Source organism: Peribacillus sp. NPDC097675 (genome assembly GCF_050277655.1).
Classification (GTDB): domain Bacteria; phylum Bacillota; class Bacilli; order Bacillales; family DSM-1321; genus Peribacillus.
The window spans coordinates 275,662-295,803 of record NZ_JBNNSK010000003.1; the positions used below are offsets into that span (position 1 = coordinate 275,662).

25 protein-coding genes are annotated in these 20,142 nt (G+C 39.9%); 18 read left to right on the forward strand and 7 right to left on the reverse strand.

The window, feature by feature from the left end; all coding sequences use genetic code 11:
• Positions 1 to 28 precede the first annotated feature (28 nt).
• Positions 29 to 394, forward strand: a complete 366-nt coding sequence (locus ACQKL5_RS06810; protein WP_402968584.1) for a hypothetical protein — start codon at positions 29 to 31, stop codon at positions 392 to 394.
• 92 nt (positions 395 to 486) lie between these two features.
• Here the strand turns inward: ACQKL5_RS06810 and ACQKL5_RS06815 are convergent, their stop codons facing one another.
• Complete coding sequence (locus ACQKL5_RS06815) at positions 487 to 1,629, reverse strand: aminotransferase A (protein WP_427607421.1); 1,143 nt, start codon at positions 1,627 to 1,629, stop codon at positions 487 to 489.
• A 147-nt stretch (positions 1,630 to 1,776) separates the two neighbouring features.
• Here ACQKL5_RS06815 and corA point away from each other — a divergent pair, with 147 nt between their 5' ends.
• From corA to ACQKL5_RS06830, 3 genes are all read left to right on the forward strand, one after another.
• Positions 1,777 to 2,760, forward strand: a complete 984-nt coding sequence (gene corA / locus ACQKL5_RS06820; protein WP_427607423.1) for a magnesium/cobalt transporter CorA — start codon at positions 1,777 to 1,779, stop codon at positions 2,758 to 2,760.
• A gap of 96 nt (positions 2,761 to 2,856) precedes the next feature.
• Positions 2,857 to 3,363: an RDD family protein gene (locus ACQKL5_RS06825; protein WP_427607424.1), complete on the forward strand. Its 507-nt coding sequence runs from the start codon at positions 2,857 to 2,859 to the stop codon at positions 3,361 to 3,363.
• Between the two features lie 243 nt (positions 3,364 to 3,606).
• On the forward strand, positions 3,607 to 4,512 hold the full coding sequence (locus tag ACQKL5_RS06830; RefSeq protein WP_427607426.1) for a chemotaxis protein: 906 nt from the start codon (positions 3,607 to 3,609) through the stop codon (positions 4,510 to 4,512).
• Between the two features lie 47 nt (positions 4,513 to 4,559).
• Here the strand turns inward: ACQKL5_RS06830 and ACQKL5_RS06835 are convergent, their stop codons facing one another.
• Both ACQKL5_RS06835 and ACQKL5_RS06840 read right to left on the reverse strand, forming a co-directional pair.
• A complete protein-coding gene (locus tag ACQKL5_RS06835; RefSeq protein WP_427607427.1) occupies positions 4,560 to 5,066 on the reverse strand; it encodes a YkyB family protein in 507 nt (168 codons plus the stop codon).
• 325 nt (positions 5,067 to 5,391) lie between these two features.
• A complete protein-coding gene (locus ACQKL5_RS06840; RefSeq protein ID WP_427607428.1) occupies positions 5,392 to 5,748 on the reverse strand; it encodes a hypothetical protein in 357 nt (118 codons plus the stop codon).
• Between the two features lie 118 nt (positions 5,749 to 5,866).
• Here ACQKL5_RS06840 and ACQKL5_RS06845 point away from each other — a divergent pair, with 118 nt between their 5' ends.
• Together ACQKL5_RS06845 and crcB are read left to right on the forward strand one after the other, a co-directional pair.
• Positions 5,867 to 6,247, forward strand: a complete 381-nt coding sequence (locus ACQKL5_RS06845; RefSeq protein WP_427607429.1) for a fluoride efflux transporter FluC — start codon at positions 5,867 to 5,869, stop codon at positions 6,245 to 6,247.
• Complete coding sequence (gene crcB, locus ACQKL5_RS06850) at positions 6,244 to 6,606, forward strand: fluoride efflux transporter CrcB (RefSeq protein ID WP_427607430.1); 363 nt, start codon at positions 6,244 to 6,246, stop codon at positions 6,604 to 6,606. Before ACQKL5_RS06845 ends, crcB begins: the two co-directional genes overlap by 4 nt.
• 153 nt (positions 6,607 to 6,759) lie before the next feature.
• Here the strand turns inward: crcB and ACQKL5_RS06855 are convergent, their stop codons facing one another.
• Positions 6,760 to 7,629 carry a metallophosphoesterase gene (locus ACQKL5_RS06855; protein WP_427607431.1) on the reverse strand — a complete coding sequence of 290 codons (870 nt, stop codon included), beginning with the start codon at positions 7,627 to 7,629 and terminating at the stop codon, positions 6,760 to 6,762.
• 150 nt (positions 7,630 to 7,779) lie between these two features.
• Between ACQKL5_RS06855 and ACQKL5_RS06860 the strand changes: the two genes are divergently transcribed.
• From ACQKL5_RS06860 to ACQKL5_RS06880, 5 genes are all read left to right on the forward strand, one after another.
• Entirely contained in the window at positions 7,780 to 9,636 is a 1,857-nt protein-coding gene (locus ACQKL5_RS06860; RefSeq protein ID WP_427607432.1) for an SLC13 family permease, read from the forward strand.
• A 202-nt stretch (positions 9,637 to 9,838) separates the two neighbouring features.
• Entirely contained in the window at positions 9,839 to 11,044 is a 1,206-nt protein-coding gene (locus tag ACQKL5_RS06865) for an EAL-associated domain-containing protein (RefSeq protein WP_427607433.1), read from the forward strand.
• A 71-nt stretch (positions 11,045 to 11,115) separates the two neighbouring features.
• The gene (locus ACQKL5_RS06870) at positions 11,116 to 11,346 is read left to right on the forward strand and encodes a hypothetical protein (protein ID WP_427607434.1); all 231 of its coding nucleotides are present in this window, start codon (positions 11,116 to 11,118) and stop codon (positions 11,344 to 11,346) included.
• A 70-nt stretch (positions 11,347 to 11,416) separates the two neighbouring features.
• Complete coding sequence (locus tag ACQKL5_RS06875) at positions 11,417 to 11,539, forward strand: hypothetical protein (protein ID WP_427607435.1); 123 nt, start codon at positions 11,417 to 11,419, stop codon at positions 11,537 to 11,539.
• A gap of 11 nt (positions 11,540 to 11,550) precedes the next feature.
• Complete coding sequence (locus tag ACQKL5_RS06880) at positions 11,551 to 12,051, forward strand: DUF3993 domain-containing protein (protein ID WP_427607436.1); 501 nt, start codon at positions 11,551 to 11,553, stop codon at positions 12,049 to 12,051.
• 80 nt (positions 12,052 to 12,131) lie between these two features.
• On the opposite strand, the gene ACQKL5_RS06885 is transcribed toward ACQKL5_RS06880, so the two are convergent.
• Both ACQKL5_RS06885 and ACQKL5_RS06890 read right to left on the reverse strand, forming a co-directional pair.
• A complete protein-coding gene (locus tag ACQKL5_RS06885) occupies positions 12,132 to 12,365 on the reverse strand; it encodes a glutaredoxin family protein (protein WP_427607437.1) in 234 nt (77 codons plus the stop codon).
• A 51-nt stretch (positions 12,366 to 12,416) separates the two neighbouring features.
• Positions 12,417 to 13,394, reverse strand: a complete 978-nt coding sequence (locus tag ACQKL5_RS06890; protein WP_427607438.1) for an MBL fold metallo-hydrolase — start codon at positions 13,392 to 13,394, stop codon at positions 12,417 to 12,419.
• A gap of 183 nt (positions 13,395 to 13,577) precedes the next feature.
• On the opposite strand from ACQKL5_RS06890, the gene ACQKL5_RS06895 reads away from it, so the two are divergent.
• The 4 genes from ACQKL5_RS06895 (at position 13,578) to ACQKL5_RS06910 (ending at position 16,300) form a co-directional block, all read left to right on the forward strand.
• Positions 13,578 to 13,817, forward strand: coding sequence for a YkuJ family protein (locus ACQKL5_RS06895; RefSeq protein ID WP_427607439.1), 240 nt, complete (start codon positions 13,578 to 13,580; stop codon positions 13,815 to 13,817).
• A gap of 117 nt (positions 13,818 to 13,934) precedes the next feature.
• Positions 13,935 to 14,081, forward strand: coding sequence for a hypothetical protein (locus tag ACQKL5_RS06900; protein ID WP_402968557.1), 147 nt, complete (start codon positions 13,935 to 13,937; stop codon positions 14,079 to 14,081).
• A gap of 122 nt (positions 14,082 to 14,203) precedes the next feature.
• On the forward strand, positions 14,204 to 14,644 hold the full coding sequence (gene cbpB, locus ACQKL5_RS06905; RefSeq protein WP_427607440.1) for a cyclic-di-AMP-binding protein CbpB: 441 nt from the start codon (positions 14,204 to 14,206) through the stop codon (positions 14,642 to 14,644).
• Between the two features lie 144 nt (positions 14,645 to 14,788).
• Entirely contained in the window at positions 14,789 to 16,300 is a 1,512-nt protein-coding gene (locus ACQKL5_RS06910) for an MDR family MFS transporter (protein WP_427607441.1), read from the forward strand.
• Positions 16,301 to 16,353: 53 nt separating this feature from the next.
• Here the strand turns inward: ACQKL5_RS06910 and ACQKL5_RS06915 are convergent, their stop codons facing one another.
• A complete protein-coding gene (locus ACQKL5_RS06915) occupies positions 16,354 to 17,091 on the reverse strand; it encodes a sulfite exporter TauE/SafE family protein (protein WP_427607442.1) in 738 nt (245 codons plus the stop codon).
• 111 nt (positions 17,092 to 17,202) lie between these two features.
• On the opposite strand from ACQKL5_RS06915, the gene ACQKL5_RS06920 reads away from it, so the two are divergent.
• The 3 genes from ACQKL5_RS06920 to ACQKL5_RS06930 all read left to right on the forward strand — a co-directional run bounded on the left by ACQKL5_RS06920 (position 17,203) and on the right by ACQKL5_RS06930 (position 20,122).
• Positions 17,203 to 18,087: a LysR family transcriptional regulator gene (locus ACQKL5_RS06920; RefSeq protein WP_427607443.1), complete on the forward strand. Its 885-nt coding sequence runs from the start codon at positions 17,203 to 17,205 to the stop codon at positions 18,085 to 18,087.
• Positions 18,088 to 18,209: 122 nt separating this feature from the next.
• On the forward strand, positions 18,210 to 18,920 hold the full coding sequence (gene dapD, locus ACQKL5_RS06925; RefSeq protein ID WP_427607444.1) for a 2,3,4,5-tetrahydropyridine-2,6-dicarboxylate N-acetyltransferase: 711 nt from the start codon (positions 18,210 to 18,212) through the stop codon (positions 18,918 to 18,920).
• 71 nt (positions 18,921 to 18,991) lie between these two features.
• Entirely contained in the window at positions 18,992 to 20,122 is a 1,131-nt protein-coding gene (locus tag ACQKL5_RS06930; protein ID WP_427607445.1) for an N-acetyldiaminopimelate deacetylase, read from the forward strand.
• Positions 20,123 to 20,142 lie beyond the last annotated feature (20 nt).

The window sequence follows — 20,142 nt, forward strand, 5'->3', positions numbered from 1 at the left end:
CAGTCTTTACAAAAAAGGAGTGATACGTATGGGTGACTTTGATGATATTCATATGAAGTTTCAAGAATTGGAAGATGGCATATACATTGTCCGAATCGAAGGATATAAAAGGGAAAAAACGATTCACCAAACAAAGCCCATCCGTTGGGAATTGAAATTAATGAATGAAAGCCCATTGATTTTACCGGTGAAATTCAGCCATATAGAGACCGACGCCGGGTTTCAGATATTAATGCGAGAGCTGAAAAACTTAGGTCATTCAAAACCGCGAACCGCCAAAGAATTTGAAGAAGTGATGACGGACTTATTGGGTTCCATTGTCGAGGTAAGCCTAACGACAACAAATAAGGAAGAAGGCTATCGCGAGGTGCGTTTTTTGCGGAGATTATATTAATATCTTTATTTGATGTTTCTCTTACATGATGAAAAATGGCCTCAACGGTTCAACTGTTGATGGCCATTTTTATATACTTACTCTCCATTACATTATTTCAAAAAGGCTTGTATTCGGTTCAACCCTTCCTCGAGCGTATCCATGGAATAGGCATAGGAAATACGGAAGAACCCTTCGCCTAGTGGAGAGAAGGCATCGCCAGGAACCACAGCAACCTTTTCCTGTTTAACTAGATCTAGGCAGAATTCCAGCGAAGAAGGGGAGCCTTCGGGGAGTTTTACGAAAAAGTAAAAGGCACCCTCAGGTTTGACCACATCTAAATTCATTGCCTGCAAGCGGCCGTAAACATAGTCCCGTCTTCTTGCATACTCCGTTTTCATGGACATGCTGTCGTCTTTCCCAACCGTTAATGCAGCTATAGCAGCTCGTTGCGAAATGGAACTTGCGCAAGTTACATTATATTGATGGACCTTTAACAAATGTTTCGAAATGGATTCAGGAGCAAATAACAGACCGATTCTCCAGCCAGTCATTGAGTGAGATTTGGATAACCCGTTGAGCACGATGGTTTGTTCTCTTAAATAAGTGGCAATGGATACATGATTTTGGTCAAAAATCAACTCGCTATATATTTCATCTGCCAAAATGAAAATGTCTTTGCCACGTACCAGGTCGGCGATGTCCTTTAACTCTTTTGAGTTCAACGTTACTCCGGTTGGATTCGAAGGGTACGGTAAAACGATACAACGAGTTTTATCGGTTATATATGTATGTAGGATATCAGCCGTCAATCGAAATCCATTCTTAGTCGTATCTGCATACACTGGCTCGGCTCCGCTCATTTTTATGATTGGCTCGTAACCTGGATAGACAGGTCCTGGGAGAATCACTTCATCTCCAGGCGTAAGGATGGTGCGGAATGTAATATCAATTCCTTCACTTGCTCCAGAAGTTACGATGACTTCATTGAGTGGATTATATGAAAGTTGGTATTTTTCTTTTACGTATTCACTAGCGGCTTCTCTTAATTCCAGATAACCTGCATTATGGGTATAGACTGTATAATCTTCATCGATTGCTTTTTTTGCCGCTTCTTTAATATGCTGGGGTGTAGGGAAGTCAGGCTGGCCTATCGTTAAGGAAATGGTTCCTTCAATATCAGCGACTAGATTATAAAATTTTCGAATGCCCGATATTTGAACCTCTTTTACAAGCGGGTTTACTAAATGTTCCATTTGAGAAGATCCTCCTTGTACTAATAGTTGTATATGGATTATGGGTTTGACGAATCCATTCTATTTTATCATTTTGTAAGGACTGGGGAAAAATACTTTGTAAGATTACTGTATTAAAGGTCATTTAAATTTAAGAGAATTTGAGGAATGATAAGGATGATTAGGACTTGTGCCATAACAAAAGAAAATGAAATCATTTTTGATTTAGAAATCGAAGAATTGAATGAAGATCATATTGAATGGTTCTGGGTCGACTTTTCAAAGCCTACAATGGAGGAAGTACAGTTGCTATCAAGTCATTTTCACTTTCACCATTTAGCGATTGAAGATTGCCTGGATGATTATAATCAGCGTCCCAAAATGGACTTTTATGAAGGATATCAATTTCTTGTGATACATGCTATACGGAAGAAAGACTTCAAGGCTGATGAATTGGGACTCTTTATCGGGAAAAAATCGTTAGTTACGTTTCATAAGGATGAGCTGGAGGAATTAGAGCAGGTTTGGAATGAAATCTCGGAATTAGAAACACTGAAACAGGGTCCCTTCTACCTAATGCATAGGCTGATAGATCGAATCGTGGATGAATTCTTTCCACCTGTTTACAAAATCGAAAGTGAGTTAAATAGTATTGAAGATAACACACAAGATGATGCGATATCGGAATTGATGGATCAGCTATTCGATTTGAGGACGGATTTGTCAAGAATTCGTCGTATAATCCTCCCGATGCGTGACTTACTTTATAGGATGATTTCCTCTGATCGTCTGAATTTTTTAAAGGATCAACACCTTTACTTCCATGATGTATATGATCACCTTCTTAAATTAACGGAGATGCTTGAATCCTATCGGGATTTCTCTTCCGATATTCGTGACAGCTATTTATCGGTCAACTCGAATAATATGAATTCTACCATGATGACGTTGACTGTCATTACGACCATTTTCATGCCACTTACATTCATTGTGGGGGTTTATGGCATGAACTTTAAGTACATGCCTGAATTGAATTGGCATTACGGATACTTTGTGATACTTGGGATGATGAGCGGGGTTGCTTTGATGATGTTTGTATATTTCGTCAAAAAGGGTTGGCTGAAAATAGGCAAAAAGTCTCGAAAGGGATAGATTAAATGCTAGCGTATGGATGGAATTATGATAAGTGTCTTTGTTATAATGAAGTAGTTGTTGTAATTTCCATATATATGAATTAGAGGTGGTAAGGTGGAAAATAGATTGGAGAGTTATCCAGAGGAACAAGAAGAGTATGCAGGCTTTTGGATTCGGTTTGGTGCTAATATTATTGATGGGATAATAATCGGCATCCCCTCAGGAATCCTAATGACAATCGTGAACCTATTCTGGATTAGCAGCATGTCAAGTGTCCAGGAAGACATGCTTGACCCCGCTTATGATGGTGGCGGGGAAATGTTGGCATTCATGGGAGGGACACTATTAACGGTATTTTTATCTGGACTTATTAGCTTTTTTTATTATACTCTATTACACTCTTCAAAATGGCAGGGGACAATTGGGAAGAAATTGCTGAATATTAAAGTGGTGGATTTGAATGGAGACCGAATCGGTTTCGGTAAGGCTTCAGGGCGATACTTTGCTACGATTTTGTCAGGAATTATCTTCTATATTGGCTATATCATGGCCGGGTTTACGGAAAGAAAACAAGCTCTTCACGATATGGTGGCCGGGACGCTGGTCATTAAAAATAGCTAACGATCATGGTGAGGAGGCTCCGGGTGAGCCTCCTTTTTGATTTGATCATCACTCATCCAATTTTTATAAAAATATTTTTTGCCAATCATTCTAAACAATTTGGTGAATGTAACCGAATTATTAGGTAGAAGTCATTTATCTATGCAGTATAGGTCTTTTTCACTAAAATGTATTATTTTTCTATATAGTAAATGGTATATTGGATAATAAATGAAAAATGTAGGGGAAGGGCGAGATAAATAAATGGAAGCAAATAAAGGGATATTACTAGAAAGCGGTACGAATGAACTTGAAATCGTCGAATTTGGGATTGGAAAGAATAAATTCGGCATTAATGTAATTAAGGTGAAGGAAATCATCAATCCTGTACATATAACCCTTGTTCCCCACTCCCATCCAAATGTGGAGGGGATCATAGAACTTCGAGGGGAAGTTCTACCTGTTGTAAATGTAGCCGATGCCTTAGGGTTTCCTGCATCGGAGAATCCAGATCAGGATAAATTCATAGTCGCTGAATTCAACCAGCAAAAAGTCGTGTTCCACGTCCATACCGTGACACAGATCCATCGTATTTCATGGACGCAAATCGAGAAGCCTTCGGAAATGTATCAAGGCTTGGAAAGTCAGATAATCGGTGTAATCAAATTAAACAGTGAAATGATCTTACTACTGGATTTTGAAAAGATAGTGGTTGAAATCAACCCTGAATCAGGAATTAATGTCCAACAGGTTAGAAAGCTTGGCAACCGTCAAAATTCAGAAAAAAGGATCCTGGTCGCTGAAGATTCACCCTTGCTGCGTAAGTTACTGTTGGATACCTTGACAGAAGCAGGATTCAGACACTTGGAGTTTTATGAAAACGGGATAGATGCCATCAATTATTTGGAAGGGCTCGTTGAAGCTGGCAAAACGATTGTTGAGGAAGTGCAACTAGTGATCACGGATATTGAAATGCCTCAAATGGACGGCCATCATCTTACACGAAGAATTAAGGAAAATAGCAATTTGGCTGCCTTGCCAGTCATTATATTTTCGTCATTAATAACTGATAGCCTTCGCCATAAAGGGCAAGTAGTCGGGGCAGATGCACAAATTAGTAAGCCAGAAATTGCAGAGCTTATCAGATTGATTGATAAATTTGTTTTATGACCGTGAAAACGGGACGGGGATTTTAGATCCCCGTCCCGTTTTTTCTTTTAATACTTTGAACCTTTTCCTAAAAAAGAAGAAGGGAATGGGTTGTGGAAGGGTTGTTTAACTTGAGTCCGTCCATACGACCTTTTTTCGTTCTTTACGGGGCTGGGTTGTTTTTCTCCAGCTTGTCCAATATAGGCTTGTAAAATTTGCTTTGCTTTTGATAATGACAAGGCAGCTTTGGGATTTCGTATAGATGCTGCACGACTGCCGAGATGGGGGAGGGTTTTTAGGTCTTCCTTAGTAGGCGGTAGGTGAAAGACATAGGAACCACATTCAACAATGACATCGGATTGTTGCGCGGCAAAGCGAGGGTTATCAGAGAAATGGAGTCCCATCTTCTTCGCTTTTCCTTCTTGCATGAGCTTATTTAATGCGAGCCTTTTTAAGTTGTAAAGATTTTTAGGCTCCAATGCAGTCTTCGCATGCTTATTTACTATAAACACAGCTTGGGCAAGGGAGTTAATCGAAAACTCATCCATTTCAGAATGTCCTTTCGTTTGATTCATAATAGAAACTCCTTTTCTTCATAAGTTTGAAGGAATACTATCGGAATAGTTTTTCTTCAATTACGTTTTACCGCTTAATTTTAACTAGCGTGGTATTCGACATGTAAGGTAGTATCGGGAAGTTAACAATGGGCCAAATTATAACATAAATCCAAAGTTATTCCAACTCTTTACCGACTATGCATTTCATATTATACCACTTCACAATATATAAGGAAGTAAATTATAAAGCTCTGACACGTCAATACAAGAAAAACGGTAAAATATTGAGTGTTGCCTGTTCTAAAAGAAAAGAAGGCGTTTCATTTCGCCTTCTGTGCAACCCTTATTGGGTGTATATATTGATGTTCTCATTTACTGCAGCTTGTGCGCCGAATTGTTGTGGGTAGCCCTGAAAACCTTGATAACCCGGATATCCCTGATATGGTGCAGGATAAGGAGGATAAGCGGGCGGATAGGGAGGGTACGGCGGTGGATACGGTGGGCGATTGTTAAATAATAATGGACCTACAGCTAATCCCGCCACAAATGATAAAGGGAGTAATAAAGGAAAGAAAGGAAAGAAACGTTCATCGTTTCCATATTCCATTCCCATTTCATTCCCAAAATCATTGCGGTATACATTTTGCGGCAATGGATATTGATTGTAGGGGTAGAAAGGATAATAATATTGTGTTTGCATGGTTGGCCTCCTTTTCTCTATGTCTTTACATAGTATGGTTTATTTTTTGAAAAGAGCCTGTTCAAGGTTAATCTGTTATAATGAACCTATTCATTTACAGATACTTGAGGTGGTTGAAATGGTGCGGTTTAAAAAGGTTTTGGCCGTAGGTTTTGGAGGAGCGGTTGGAGCTTTATTGCGTTATTCGGTTATTACATCGACTGCAGCTTCTTTTTTTCCATTTGGTACCCTTATTATAAATATAGTAGGGTGTTTTTTACTTGGAATGATTAATGGGTATTTTGCCTCGAAAACAAAATCATTCGTTTTTTTAGCACTTGGCAGTGGATTTTGTGGAGGATTCACCACGATGTCAACATTCTCTCAGGAACTGGTGACACTGATGCGAGTTTCTATGATACAAGTAGGCATTTATCTTGGAGCAACCCTTGTGCTGGGATTACTTGCCGGTTTTCTAGGGTTACATATTTTTGACGACAGAAGAGGCGGTGCTGTATGATCCAGACCCTTTTCATTTTATTAGGGGGTTTTTTCGGTGCGGCATGTAGATATATATTTCAAATTCTATTCAATAAGCTCTTGCCATCGAAGTCCATACCCTTTAGTATTTTACTGATTAATCTAATCGGTTGTTTCTGTTTGGGGCTTATCTTTCCTAGAAAGGAAGAATGGGATCCCCCATTGCAACTGATGGTGTCAATGGGCTTTTTAGGTGCGTTTACGACCTTTTCTACTTTCAGCATGGAAGCTCTGGAACTTATGAGAAAACACCGCTACATAGAATGCCTCATCTACATAACGGTCTCTATTTTAGGCTGTATCATGGCTTTTCTGGGTGGATATTTATCTATGTATTAGCCAACAATCATTAACATATTATAAAAGAATGGTATGGTAAAAATATCGTGGTGTTTCCATTTACCTCTAATGCTATAATTCAAAGGAGATACATCAGGAAGTTCTACGCACAGGCTTTGTTAATGAGTCTGGCGATTTTCCCCTGCTTCATAATCATTCAGCTCTAAATTCATAAACGGTTAATTCAGGGCGTGATAAAAAGCGGTAGGGAAGCCTGGTCGTGCCAAGTCCTCGGTTAACGTGTAGCGTCAATGAATCAATTTCAAATGTACCCTCCGTATACTTTTCTGCAAAAGGGGGGGTTACTAGGGCGCCGATAAAAGGAATTTGGACTTGGCCACCGTGACTGTGTCCGCTAACCTGATACTGGATATCATAATTGCATGATGTGTCCGCTAAGTCAGGTGCATGAGAGAGCATAATGGTGAATGCCCCTTTTGGTATGCCTGATAGTGCCTTTTTAAAGTCGGGTTTCCCGAGCATTGCATCATCGACGCCAGTTAAGAAGATTTCTTCAGCTGATAGTAAGGAAATACGGGAAGATCTATTTTGCAGCATAGTAAAGTTGGATTTTTCCATGATATCTCGGTATATCTCTGATCCATAGCCTCCATGATCATGGTTACCGAAGATGCTATACTTACCCAGTGGTGCTTTTAGTTGATTTAAAACCGGTGGAATTTTGTTTCGGACCTTATACTTATTGGGCTCGTCCATTAAATCACCGGTAAATACAACAATATCCGGATCCAGTTGGTTTATCTTATTGACGATGGCTTGTAAATCATTAAGCTGAAATTGAAATCCTAAGTGGGTGTCACTGAATTGTATCATTGTCATCCCATCGAAACCTTTTGGGATAAGAGGGTGGCTGATAAGATTGTGCTTTATTTCTAACCACTTCGGTTCTAAGTTATGGGAGTAATAACCGCCACCGATACTTAAACCGGTTACGGCCGCCAACGTACGCAGGCCATTTTTTATAAATGTTCTTCGGGAAATATATTCACTCAAATTAATCAACCTATCTACATTAAGAATGTTACTTCCTCATATTAACAAACAATGTACATAATTAGAAGAAGTTCTCTTCATAGGCATATGGAAACGGAGACAACTGGAATGAATGATTGATATCCAGTTTGAAAATGATATTTACACGGAGGTAGCATGATGACCGAACCAATGTTTATTACACTGATTATACTTCTATGCGCATTTGCGCTTTTTATACAAGGAAAATTTCGTGCAGATTTGATTGCCCTTTGTGCCCTTGCTGTGCTAGGCCTCACGGGAATCCTTCCATTTAATGAACTTGTAGAAGGGTTTGCCAATCCCGTTGTGATAATGCTGGCGGGCCTTTATATCGTTGGTGCAGGTTTATTTAATACGGGTATTATTGAAAAGATCGGAAGCAAATTGCTTAGCTATTGTGGCGGTAACGAATGGAAATCACTGTTGGTCGTCATGGTTACGGCTGGACTTTTAAGCGCATTTTTAAGCGGAACCGGCATTGTTGCCATATTGCTTCCGCTTGTTATGAGCATGGCACTGCAACAAAAAACGAGTCCTACCCGTTATTTATTGCCCCTGGCCTATGCGTGTAGCATTGGCGGGCTGTTGACGCTAACAGGTACACCTTCGAATATGGTGGTAGCTGATGTTTTAAGGGAAAATGGATTACAGACCTTCACTTTTTTTGATTTCGCACCCATCGGATTAATCGCGTTTGCTGCTGGACTTTTCTTTATGCTTACACTAGGACGTCTGCTATTGCCGGAAAAAACGATAGCAGCCAATAATAGCGTGAAGGGACTTTCTGCAGGGGAACTAGCAGGTATGTACAAAGTATATGACCTCCTACATTATCTACATATTCCTCCTACTTCAGATATTGTCGGAGAAAGATTATCCGACCTACAGCTCCCTGTTCAATATGAATTGACATTGATAGAGATCCAGCGTAAATCTAAAGATAAGCAGTTGCCGTTGCTTCAAAAGCAACAAACAATATCCGCTAGAGCCAATGAGGTACTGCACCCCGATGATATCATCTTGGTTTTTGGGGAAGAAGAAGCGGTTCAAAGATTGGCAGATCACTATGAACTGGAATTTAAGCACTTTAATACGGAACAAATAAAGAAACACTTTCTCAGCAGTAGATTTGGTTTGACGGAAATATTAATTGTCCCTAACTCCGATTATGAAAATCAAACTCTTATTGATGTTCATTTCCGTGAAAAATATCAGTGTAATGTATTGGCAATCAATAGAAATGGTGAATATATCCAGGCGGATGTTGGTACAGAACGTTTGAAGCCCGGTGATGCTATATTGATACATGGTGAATGGGAAAATATCGAGAGGATTTCCTCCGATTTAGAGGATGTCATTGTCATAGGCACAACCTCAGAAGAAAGTTCAGCTGTAAACTCAAAACTCAAAACATGGATTGCTTTGACGATAATGGCTGTGATGGTCGTTCTTTTATCGATAGAGTCGATTCCCCCTGCTTTATCGGTCCTTACGGCTGCTCTACTAATGATCGTAACAGGATGTGTACGTTCTATGGAAGATGCCTATCAAAAAATCAATTGGGAGCCTATATTGTTAATCTCAGCGATGCTGGGATTATCGACCGCATTGGACAATACTGGCGGGGTTGGGATGATAAGCGATTGGCTGGCAATCTTATTCAGTAATATTGGAGCTCATGGGCTATTGGCGGTCTTTTATCTCTTGACCCTGATTTTAAGCCAATTTATCCCTTATGGAGCAGCTACAGTTGTCATGACGCCCATTGCGCTAACGTCCGCGGTCAATCAGGGGATCGACCCCGTTCCTGTTTTTCTATCCCTGGCGGTTGCAGGAAGCCTAGCCCTTGCAACACCAAGGGTGGCGACTACGAATGCGTTGGTCATGACGGCAGGGGATTACAAATACAAAGATTTCACCGTTATTGGCATTGCCACACAAATCTTTATCGGTGTCATCATGGTCATCACGATTCCATTGCTCTTCCCGTTTTAATTCAGGAGCAAAAAAGGCTATTGTTCAGCTTAGGAACAATAGCCTTTTACCTGTTGGCTGTGTCATCCCAATGAATCCATCATGTGTGTTTTACCAAAAATAAGGGGGAATGGGTGGGAATACAAAAGTTATTATTATCAATGCTTATAACTAATGGTATAATTTGTGCATATTGATGTTTCGTAATTAGGGGGAATACATCATGGATGCAGAAAAAATATTAAAGAATTTGGACAGGGTGACACCCTTTTTCCAACCCATTTTCAGTGCGGATCAGCACCAGGTTATCGGGTATGAAATATTAGGCCGCTATGAGGAACAGGGAGAATATGAAAGTCTTGGCTCCTTTTTTCACGATTCTTCCGTGCCTGAGGAATATCGGATAGAAGTGGATAATTATGTACTAGAAATAGCTCTAGAAAGAATAAAGGATTACGGTGAAGACTTTCTCATCTTTATAAATCGGGATCCCAATTTGCTTATGATTGATCATGGCGAAGAATTCATGGAAATTCTACATCGTCATTTTCAGCCAGAGGAAATGAACAGAATCGTTTTAGAACTGTCTGATACGATCAGTTTGGAAAACTTCGAACCTTTACAACATGTACTGGCTTATTTTAAAACATATGGCATTAAAATAGCTTTCGATCATCTTGGGGAAGATAGTCAACTAGATCATATTGCTCAAATTTCTCCGAATATTTTAAAAGTTAATTTAAATCAACTCCGGATATCAGGGGGAGATGCTTATCAGGTCATTCTCTTTTCACTCAGTATGCTCGCACGTAGGATTGGGGCCAATCTATTGTTTGAGAATATTGAATCTGAGTATCAGCTCCGTTTTGCTTGGAAGAATGGAGGCCGTTATTATCAGGGATTTTTCTTGGCAAGACCAGAAGGGGAATTCATTGATAAAGACTTGCTTCGTGATAAATTCCATCAAGAATGCCAATCTTTCATTTCATTGGAAACAAAAAAGATGGAAGCTGTTTATCAAAGAACGATGCAATTCAATGAAGGCATGCAATCTTTCTTGAAACAGCAAAAAGGAAGCAAATCGCATGAGGAACTTCTAGGATTGCTCGCGGCCAAATTAGACTCCATTTGTTTCCGGTTATATATTTGTGATGAAGAAGGGTACCAGAAGTCTCCTAATATTCTTCAGAAGGATGGGCAATGGCTGGTTCAACCTAAATATATCGAAAATAATTGGAGCTGGAGGCCTTACTTTCTAGAAAATATCGTAAAAATGCGCAATGAAAAAAAGGGTATATTATCTGATTTGTACAGTGATATCGAAACGGGTGAAACAATTCGAACCTTTTCTTACCCTCTGAATAATAAGGAGTATATTTTCTTTGATTTGTCCTATAGCTATCTCTATGAGAATGATGCCTTGCTCTAAAAAGAATAGAGGTATATTAATCGTCAAAATGTGTAACGATAAGCAAAAATAATGCTTGGAGGAGACATATTTTGAGTACATATATTTGGATCCTGCTCATCATTGTAATCGTCTTGTCGATATATCTACTCTTTTATACCATGTCTGTCGCAAAAGGGCAAAAAGTGGTGAAAGGGAAGTATGATTCGTCTCTCGATGAATCTGTTAAAGAGCATCCTTATTTGTGGAACCCGATTTTTATTTCTTTGTTAGTGGCTACGGTTTTGATAGTCGGATTCATTTTTTATTATGTATTTAAATAAGCAGTAGATAAGCAGTAGAATGAAGATTTCTTATTTTGGGAAATCTTCTTTTTTATGGGGAAAATGAGCAATGGATTTGCCAATTGTCGGGGGATTTTCCAGGATGGTATTTTTTATCAGTTTGGTCTTATTCACGACGGGTAAGAAAAAGTATAAACAAAAACCGGTATCATTCGGATATTATACTACCTAGGAGATGAAACGATGAAAAAATATTTAGTGGCTTGTGTCGTTAGTGCCCTTCTTTTATTAGGAGGATTGCCCGTTACTGCAGAGGAAAGTGTACATAAGGAACAAGTGCTTTCGTTAGTACAGGAAGCATTGAATGATCAAGGTTCACTCAGTGAGGAAATAAGAACGAAAAAAGAAATCAAAGAGAAACTGAATAAACATTTCACAGATGAATTTGCAGAAAAATTTATCCAAGCGAATGTCACGAAAGTCGAAGAAGGTTATATGGCCCTTGGTTCAGATTTCGCACCTTATTACATTCCTTTCTTCAGTTACGATGATCATACAGAAGTTATCTACGGAAAAGATTCGAATTATATTTATGTGCAGGAGACATTTGAGGCGTCAGAGGATGGCCCTGTCACTTCCGGGAAACAAGTTGAGGTCGTTACCTTGAAAAAAGAAAAAAACGTCTGGAAGATTACTGACGTATCATATGTAAGTGAAAAACAAAAAACGGCCGGTAATAAGTAATCAATCGATTGCATAATGAAATTATCAGATTAGCAGGAAAAAAGTCTAAAGAGGATCTGTCCTTCTTTAGACTTTTTCAATTAAAGATTCAATTCTTTTTCAATGGCATCGAGATTAAAGCCAATAATGACTTTTCCATCAATGACAACCGTCGGTGTGGAATATGAATTATATTTATCCGTTAATTCTTTGCGTGCTTTCCCATCTGCTTTAATATCTTTTTCCTTGTATTCGATATTGTTATCATTTAAAAACAATTTCGTGATTTTGCAGGGAGGGCATTCTGGTTGAGTATAAAGTGTAATATCTTTCATAGTTCCTCCAATAAACTTTAATTGAGTACTCTTTCATTATAAAGAATGCCATTACATTTGAATAGATTTATGTCCTATTTTCCCTCGTTTGCTCCAATAGTCAATTAAACCCATAGAACATACTTCTAGATCCAGCCCAATAATCTCAAAAACGGGATGATTCTTCTTAATGCCCATAGTTGCTAGCTGTGTGGTGACATTATCGAAAATATTTGTTCTAGTTGCAGCGACTTGTTCCTTGAAAGTCTCGTACTGTTTGAAGGCGGTTTCAGCTGTCTCGACGAAAATAGGCAGCCAGTAACGCAATTGCTTATAAACTTCGAATGGATTCTCCGAAACACCATAATGACCAAAATAAATTCGCTTAACATCGAGACTTTCATATAGGTCCACAGCGGCAAGCATCGCTTCAGGATTAAACTGATTGGGTGATGTAGATGGTAAATAAAATTCAATGCCGTCTTGCTCTAATTCGCGATAGTACACACCGACCGTATCGCCCGAAAACATTCCTCTTGAAACGGGATCGAATATGCTGAGATGATGGTTGGCATGGCCAGGGGTGTCATAGAAGGACAAGGAACGTGTTTCACTAGTCTGAAGGGATGCCTTGTCTTCTTTTACGATAATTTTATCGGAAGGAATCGGAAGGATGGGGTTGAATAGCTTGTCGAAATCTTCTCCATAGACTTCTTTTGCCCCTGCAATCAGCCTTGTGGGATCTTCAAGGTGCCGCGCACCTTTTGGGTGAACGATTACTTTGGCGTTGGGGCAATGTTGTAAAAAAAGTCCGGCTCCCCCTGCATGGTCCAAATGAATATGGGTAAGAATGATATATGTAATCTCTTCTAAAGCGATGCCTAAAGCATTTAGCCCCTCTAGTATATGAGGGATGGAAGGGCTTGCGGATGTTTCAACTAAAGTGATGTTCCTCTCAGCAATTACATAAGTACCTGTCCGATTCTTTCTGCCCAAATCAAAACCGTCAATTAGGGATATATGGTAACCAAGTTCATTGAAATTGAACATTAAAATACACCTCCAGTCATTTTTTTATGTACAAAATTCATTCCTTATTTTATTCTGATAATAGTAGCATGTAAAGAATGAACGTTTTAATTATTCTGAATTTATTTCAGCGTGGCTACTGCATAGAAAAGTATGGTATAGTGAAACCTATCGAAAAGGTTTTATTCAGAAAGGAGAGGGAGTATGTCTCAATTACAGGGCATTCTTACCAGATTAAAAAGTCTTCAAGAGCAAGCGAAGGAATCTGAATCTGCTCAGCGTTTTTTTGAAATAGAGGGCGTCAAAAAATGCCAGGTTACATATTTCAGCAAAACTGAAATGTTCGAGCTTGAAGTATACAGTGATAAAGGGAAATCATCTAAATATCAATTTGATAATGTTGATATGATTACCATTGAAATCTTTGATCTTCTTCAATCTTAAATTAATTTAATGTAAAAGCTGCATCCCATTAGGAATGCAGCTTTTTTATTTACGGGCAAGTGACAGGTTGAATGAATACAAGGAATTTATGACACATTAGAAAGAGGAGGGATTTAAATGGAAAAACCAAAAGTGATATGCCCTGTTTGTTTAGATGAGAGGATTTTGGAGGATGTTTTAACCGCCCAGTCCAATCAAAATGTAATTTACCAATGCCCTGAATGTGGCTATAAAAAAGGTGATATCAAAACGAGTAAGGGCTAATGACTACTTTCCTTCGCCCCTTATTTTGGGATTAGAGCGGCTTTTGGTTGGGCCTTTTCCGCCTCTTTATGTTAAACTAGAATAAGGGATATATATAAAAACATATGGTTAGGGGTTTTAACATGATCGGTACTCATGATGGGGATTTATTGGAATCCAGCGTGAAAGACTTAATGATTTCTTCTGAACGCGTGGCCCACGTGCAGGTAACCAATAATTTAGAACATGCGCTATTGGTATTAACGAAGAGCGGTTATACGGCCATTCCTGTGTTAGATCCAATGTATAAACTGCATGGCTTAATCAGCACACCAGTCATTCTCGACTCTATCTTGGGACTTGAGAGAATTGAATTTGATAATCTGGAGAATAAAAAAGTTTCTGAAATTATGAATATAGATATACCTCGCCTGAATATAGAAGATCCATTGATAAAAGGTGTAGAGTTGTTAATTGATCATCCATTTGTCTGTGTCGAGAATGATGAACATCTATTTGAAGGAATACTCACGAGAAGAGCGATCTTGAAGAAAGTTTTTAAAGAACAGTTGTTGCCTGAGTGAGGGTGATAATATATTCATAAGTAAACGAAACGGTTTACCTTCAAACTCGCCAAGTGGCGAGTTTTCTTATTCTAAAATTAGTTTTACATAAATCATAAAGTAAGGGTTAACCCTATATATCAATATGGTGAGAGGATGCGGAACTTGGTACAAGCAATTAAAGGCACGAGCGGCCAAAATATACAATTAAAGCGGCCATTCATCCTCGCTGCGATTATGTTGGCGATGTTCATGAATGCAATAGAAGGTACGATTGTGTCGACGGCTATGCCGGCAATCGTAAGTGATTTGGGTGGTTTTTCTCTTTATAGCTGGGTATTTTCAGGATATTTGCTAATGAATGCAGTGACAGTTTTGATTTATGGGAAACTATCCGACATAGTCGGTCGAAAACCGGTTCTCTTATTCGGTATTATTGTTTTCTTGATTGGTTCGATTAGTTGTGGTTTTGCGGATTCGATGACAGAACTCATATTTTACCGTTTCTTACAGGGGTTTGGTGCCGGTGCCGTCGCGCCAGTAGCATCGACGATTGTCGGGGACATCTACAAAAATGAAGAGAGAGCCCGTATACAAGGATACCTTTCAAGTGTGTGGGGGATATCCGCGGTAATGGGCCCTGCATTGGGAGGATTGATTGTCGAATCTCTCTCTTGGAGACTTGTATTCTGGATTAACATTCCCCTTGGCTTACTATCATTCATTGGAATATGGTTCTTCCTACATGAAAACATTGAAAAGAAAAAACGTGACATTGATTATGTAGGGGCCGCTTTGTTGACGTTGTCGATTTCAACCTTGATGGTTGTCCTCGTCCAAGGTGGAGTAAAATGGTCCTGGGCCTCTCCCCCCGCGATTTCACTAGTAGTCCTTGCCGTCATTTCTTTTGTTTTGTTCATCATGCAGGAAAAAAGGGCAACGGAGCCGATGATGCCCTTTGAAATCTGGAAGGAGCGGTCCATTTTAATCGCTAACCTTGTTTCTCTTACAACAGGTGTCATGATGATTGGATTGTCGAGCTTCCTTCCGACATTCGTTCAAGGTGTAATGGAACGATCACCTACGGTTGCAGGATTTACACTGACTGCCATGTCCATTGGCTGGCCAATTGCTTCCGTAATATCTGGCAGGCTCTTATTAAAAATAGGGTTTAAAGCCACGTCACTCCTTGGTGGAATCTCTTTAATCATCGGGAGCTTGATTTTAGTCCTGATGAAGCCAGAAGCCGGCCCCCTTTTAGCGGCAATGGGCTCCTTCTTTGTTGGGGTGGGAATGGGTTTGACATCGACATCTTTCATCGTTGTCATTCAAAAGACGGTCAGTTGGGAACGCCGGGGTATTGCCACGGCCTCGAATATGTTTATGCGTAATTTAGGAAATACGGTAGGTGCGGCATTACTTGGAGGAGTCATGAATACAAGGTTGCAAGCCTATATAAATGAACATGCACCAGCAGATTCAGGTGTGACCATTGACACGGCAAATAGATTATTAAACAGTGAAGAAAGGGCTCTATTGCCTAAAGGAGTAGTGGAGGTCTTGCAAGAAGGGCTCACGATGTCCTTGCATACCATTTACCTTATCGTCTTGCTTTTTGCTGTAATCAGTCTTCTCACCCTCACCAGGCTTAAAAGTAGGGAGAAAGAAATGAAATAGAATGATTAGGAGAGAGGCAATCTGTAAAACGGGTTGCCTCCTTTTTGTAATGACTAAGACATGGCAAGGCGAGTTATAAGCTGAATCAATAAGGCGATCGTGACGCAATGTAAAATGAATTTCAGCTGTCGAGTCGAGATTTTTTCGGCCACGCGCAGAGCGAGTTGTGATCCGATAAGGGAGCCTATCGTATAATAGATTGCAACTTTCCATGTAATGTTACCGGCGATTAAGTAGGTGATGAACGCTGCAGTACAGCTGACAAAGGTTTGGAAGCGAGTAAAGGCAAGAGATTGTAGGTAAGTGGCTCCGTTACGAAGGAAGGTATACATGAGCATGGTTGCCTGACCTGGTCCGAACATTCCGTCATACACGCTTATTCCAAAAAGAGATGGATAGACTTTCTTCGGAAGCTTCCATTCTTCTTCATTATGAGGGCGTGGCTTCTTTAAAAAATTCATGACCATCGCAACTGTTAAGAGAAAAATAGCCATTAGGTTCATCGTCTTTTCTGTGAAAGAGTTTGCCAGCAGGCCGCCACAAAAGCCACCAAATATAGCAAAGGGTACTAACTTAAGAGCATCTTTCAATTTCAATTGTTTTTTTTTGAACAAGAAGTAAAAACTGGAAAAGGAAGAAAGCATATTGGAGAACTTAACGGAGCCAATGACTTGATGAATCGGGATACCGATTAAAAGCAGGGAAGGCATACCAATTAATCCACCACTACCGGCCAGTGTCCCTATAAAAGATGCCGCAAAACCGATGATCAGCAATAAAAAAATTGTCATAAGGATCACTCCATTTCTTTTCTCTTGTATTATAGTCCTGTTTTGTTGATAATTAAATTAATAAAAATTGAGTTATAGTGATAAGAATAAATTATCAAGAGGTTGGTGTATATGTCATTTTCTGAATACCATTTATTATCCGTGTTAGCCCAGGAGATGAATATGAGGAAAGCGGCAGAACGTTTATTTGTTTCCCAGCCTGCACTTTCTCAACGTCTACAAACGATTGAAAAGGATTGGGGATCAAAGCTGTTCCTCCGTTCGCAAAAAGGTCTTTCCTTGACGCCTGCTGGGGAAGCGGTCATACGATTGGCCAATGTTATATTGGAAAAGGAAGAAATGGTGAGGGAAAGTATCCAGGCGATGGATCACGAGGTATATGGTACCCTGAAAATTGCCTGTGCTTCGATAGTCGGACAAAACTGGCTGCCGCAAGTCTTGAAAAAGTTCGTCCAAAAATACCCGTATGCCAAGATTTCTTTAATCACAGGATGGAGCAGTGAAATCCTAAAATCTTTGTATGAAGGTCAGGTCCATATTGGTATTATCCGGGGTGCGCCCGACTGGAAGGGCGTCAAACAGCATTTGTTTACGGATATGCTCTACTTGGTTGATACAGAGATGAAGGAACTCGATCAGGTTTTCGAAACGGACCGCCCCTTCATCCAATTTAAGAGTGATTCAAATTATTATCAGGAGATACAGGATTGGTGGCACCGTCAATTCAAGACCACCCCAAAAAATACAATCGTCGTTGATCAAATCGAAACATGTAAACAGATGGTGTTCAATGGAATTGGTTATGCAATTCTACCGGCAATCACTTTACATGATAAAGATACGAACATTTTCAAAATCCCCCTCTTGGACGGGCAGAACCATTCCATCGAGCGTGATACCTGGCTTTGTGGATATGAATCAGCATTTCAGCTTAAACAGGTCCAAGCCTTCACGGAAGTGGTGAAGGAACATATTCGTGAACAAGGTTTGTTGTAGGTTTCTACAGCAATTGTCAAGGAGTGAAACCCTTTAGAAAAAGATATTCATTTCTTGTCTTGCAAGCTGTTGTCTGTTAAATTTAAATCGAGCAATGATACATAATTAGGAGGTTTTTCAGAATGAATAAAATGGATGCACATGAAATTATTTCTTTTATCTCCAACAGCAAAAAATCGACACCTGTGAAGGTATATGTCAAAGGTGAATTAGAAGGCATAGATTTTGGGTCTGCTTCAAAAACTTTCATTACCGGTAACACTGGAGTGGTATTCGGTGAGTGGAATGAAATTGAATCGGCTATCGAAACAGCAGGTTCAAAAATTGAAGACTATGTAGTTGAAAATGATCGTCGCAATTCAGCAATCCCCCTATTGGACCTAAAAGGAATCAAGGCACGGATCGAGCCTGGCGCAGTGATTCGTGACCAAGTTTCTATTGGAGATAATGCCGTTATCATGATGGGAGCATCAATCAATATTGGTTCTGTTATTGGCGAAGGCACAATGATCGACATGAACGCAACTCTTGGAGGACGTGCAACAGTGGGTAAAAACTGTCACGTTGGGGCAGGAGCAGTGCTTGCAGGTGTAATTGAACCACCTTCTGCACAACCAGTCGTATTGGAAGATGATGTGTTAATCGGTGCTAACGCTGTCGTGCTAGAAGGCGTTACAATCGGGAAAGGTTCAGTTGTAGCGGCAGGAGCTATCGTAACGAAAGACGTACCTCCATATTCAGTGGCTGCTGGAATACCTGCTAAAGTAATTAAACAAATTGATGAAAAAACCAAATCGAAAACTGAAATCATGCAAGAGCTTCGTCAACTTTAATTTCAACTGAAAATATTGTTCAAGAGCGTGGATAATCTTATCCACGCTTTCTGTATAGGGAGTGAAAAAATATGGAATTAAGCCCGTTTGTCGCCATTCGGCGCGATTTGCATCAAATACCGGAAATTGGTTTTCAAGAATACAAGACACAGCAATACTTGCTTCAATACATAATGAATTTACCGTCTGAACGAATCGAAGTGGAAACCTGGAGAACTGGAATCTTCGTGAAAATCAAGGGAGAGAATCCAAGTAAGATAATCGGCTATCGAGCTGATATTGACGGATTACCAATAAAAGAGGAGACGGGGCTGTCATTTGCTTCTAGACATGAAGATTATATGCATGCATGTGGGCATGATTTTCACATGAGCATAGGTCTTGGCATTCTGACGCATTTTGTAGAAAATCCAATCGATGATGATGTGTTATTTATTTTCCAGCCAGCTGAGGAAGGTCCTGGGGGAGCTGAACCGATGCTGGAATCCGAGACGATGAAAAAATGGAAACCGGATATGATCCTTGCCCTGCATGTTGCACCGGAATACCCTGTGGGAACGATTGCGGTTAAAGAGGGACTTTTATTTGCCAATACATCTGAACTCTTCATTGATTTAAAAGGAAAGGGCGGACATGCAGCGTATCCACACCAAACAAACGATATGGTAATCACTGCCTGTTCGCTAGTTGGACAGCTACAAACGATCGTTTCCCGTAATGTGAATCCCCTGGATTCAGCCGTGATTACCATTGGCAAGATAACGGGAGGAACCGTTCAGAATATTATTGCGGAAACGGCGCGTCTAGAAGGTACAATAAGAACGTTAAACCCGGAGGCAATGGTTAAGGTCAAGTCTCGTATAAAAGCTCTTGTAGATGGCATTCAAGTAGGATATGGGTGCAAGGCGGAAATTGACTATGGCTGTATGTACCATCAGGTGTATAATGATGAGAAGCTGACAAGTGAATTCATGGATTTCACCGAACAATCCACGGAGGTCCAATTGTATCGTTGTACAGAGGCTATGACAGGCGAAGATTTTGGCTATATGTTGAAAGAGATACCAGGTTTCATGTTCTGGCTGGGTGTGGCATCCGACTATGGCTTACATCATGCTAAGTTGACACCTGATGAGGAGTCCATTGAACTGGCTATCAATCATCTAACAAACTATATAACATTTAAAGGTAAAAAAGCTTAAAAGGTATTGGGAAGGCTCAT

What these genes read in the sequence shown, in the direction of transcription:
- ACQKL5_RS06810 (WP_402968584.1), top strand. Translation starts at nt 29, where the DNA reads ATGGGTGACTTTGATGATATTCATATGAAGTTTCAAGAATTGGAAGAT.
- ACQKL5_RS06815 (WP_427607421.1), bottom strand. Translation starts at nt 1,629, where the DNA reads ATGGAACATTTAGTAAACCCGCTTGTAAAAGAGGTTCAAATATCGGGC.
- corA (WP_427607423.1), top strand. Translation starts at nt 1,777, where the DNA reads ATGATAAGGATGATTAGGACTTGTGCCATAACAAAAGAAAATGAAATC.
- ACQKL5_RS06830 (WP_427607426.1), top strand. Translation starts at nt 3,607, where the DNA reads ATGGAAGCAAATAAAGGGATATTACTAGAAAGCGGTACGAATGAACTT.
- ACQKL5_RS06835 (WP_427607427.1), bottom strand. Translation starts at nt 5,066, where the DNA reads ATGAATCAAACGAAAGGACATTCTGAAATGGATGAGTTTTCGATTAAC.
- ACQKL5_RS06840 (WP_427607428.1), bottom strand. Translation starts at nt 5,748, where the DNA reads ATGCAAACACAATATTATTATCCTTTCTACCCCTACAATCAATATCCA.
- ACQKL5_RS06845 (WP_427607429.1), top strand. Translation starts at nt 5,867, where the DNA reads ATGGTGCGGTTTAAAAAGGTTTTGGCCGTAGGTTTTGGAGGAGCGGTT.
- crcB (WP_427607430.1), top strand. Translation starts at nt 6,244, where the DNA reads ATGATCCAGACCCTTTTCATTTTATTAGGGGGTTTTTTCGGTGCGGCA.
- ACQKL5_RS06860 (WP_427607432.1), top strand. Translation starts at nt 7,780, where the DNA reads ATGACCGAACCAATGTTTATTACACTGATTATACTTCTATGCGCATTT.
- ACQKL5_RS06865 (WP_427607433.1), top strand. Translation starts at nt 9,839, where the DNA reads ATGGATGCAGAAAAAATATTAAAGAATTTGGACAGGGTGACACCCTTT.
- ACQKL5_RS06875 (WP_427607435.1), top strand. Translation starts at nt 11,417, where the DNA reads ATGGATTTGCCAATTGTCGGGGGATTTTCCAGGATGGTATTTTTTATC.
- ACQKL5_RS06880 (WP_427607436.1), top strand. Translation starts at nt 11,551, where the DNA reads ATGAAAAAATATTTAGTGGCTTGTGTCGTTAGTGCCCTTCTTTTATTA.
- ACQKL5_RS06885 (WP_427607437.1), bottom strand. Translation starts at nt 12,365, where the DNA reads ATGAAAGATATTACACTTTATACTCAACCAGAATGCCCTCCCTGCAAA.
- ACQKL5_RS06890 (WP_427607438.1), bottom strand. Translation starts at nt 13,394, where the DNA reads ATGTTCAATTTCAATGAACTTGGTTACCATATATCCCTAATTGACGGT.
- ACQKL5_RS06895 (WP_427607439.1), top strand. Translation starts at nt 13,578, where the DNA reads ATGTCTCAATTACAGGGCATTCTTACCAGATTAAAAAGTCTTCAAGAG.
- ACQKL5_RS06900 (WP_402968557.1), top strand. Translation starts at nt 13,935, where the DNA reads ATGGAAAAACCAAAAGTGATATGCCCTGTTTGTTTAGATGAGAGGATT.
- cbpB (WP_427607440.1), top strand. Translation starts at nt 14,204, where the DNA reads ATGATCGGTACTCATGATGGGGATTTATTGGAATCCAGCGTGAAAGAC.
- ACQKL5_RS06915 (WP_427607442.1), bottom strand. Translation starts at nt 17,091, where the DNA reads ATGACAATTTTTTTATTGCTGATCATCGGTTTTGCGGCATCTTTTATA.
- ACQKL5_RS06920 (WP_427607443.1), top strand. Translation starts at nt 17,203, where the DNA reads ATGTCATTTTCTGAATACCATTTATTATCCGTGTTAGCCCAGGAGATG.
- dapD (WP_427607444.1), top strand. Translation starts at nt 18,210, where the DNA reads ATGAATAAAATGGATGCACATGAAATTATTTCTTTTATCTCCAACAGC.
- ACQKL5_RS06930 (WP_427607445.1), top strand. Translation starts at nt 18,992, where the DNA reads ATGGAATTAAGCCCGTTTGTCGCCATTCGGCGCGATTTGCATCAAATA.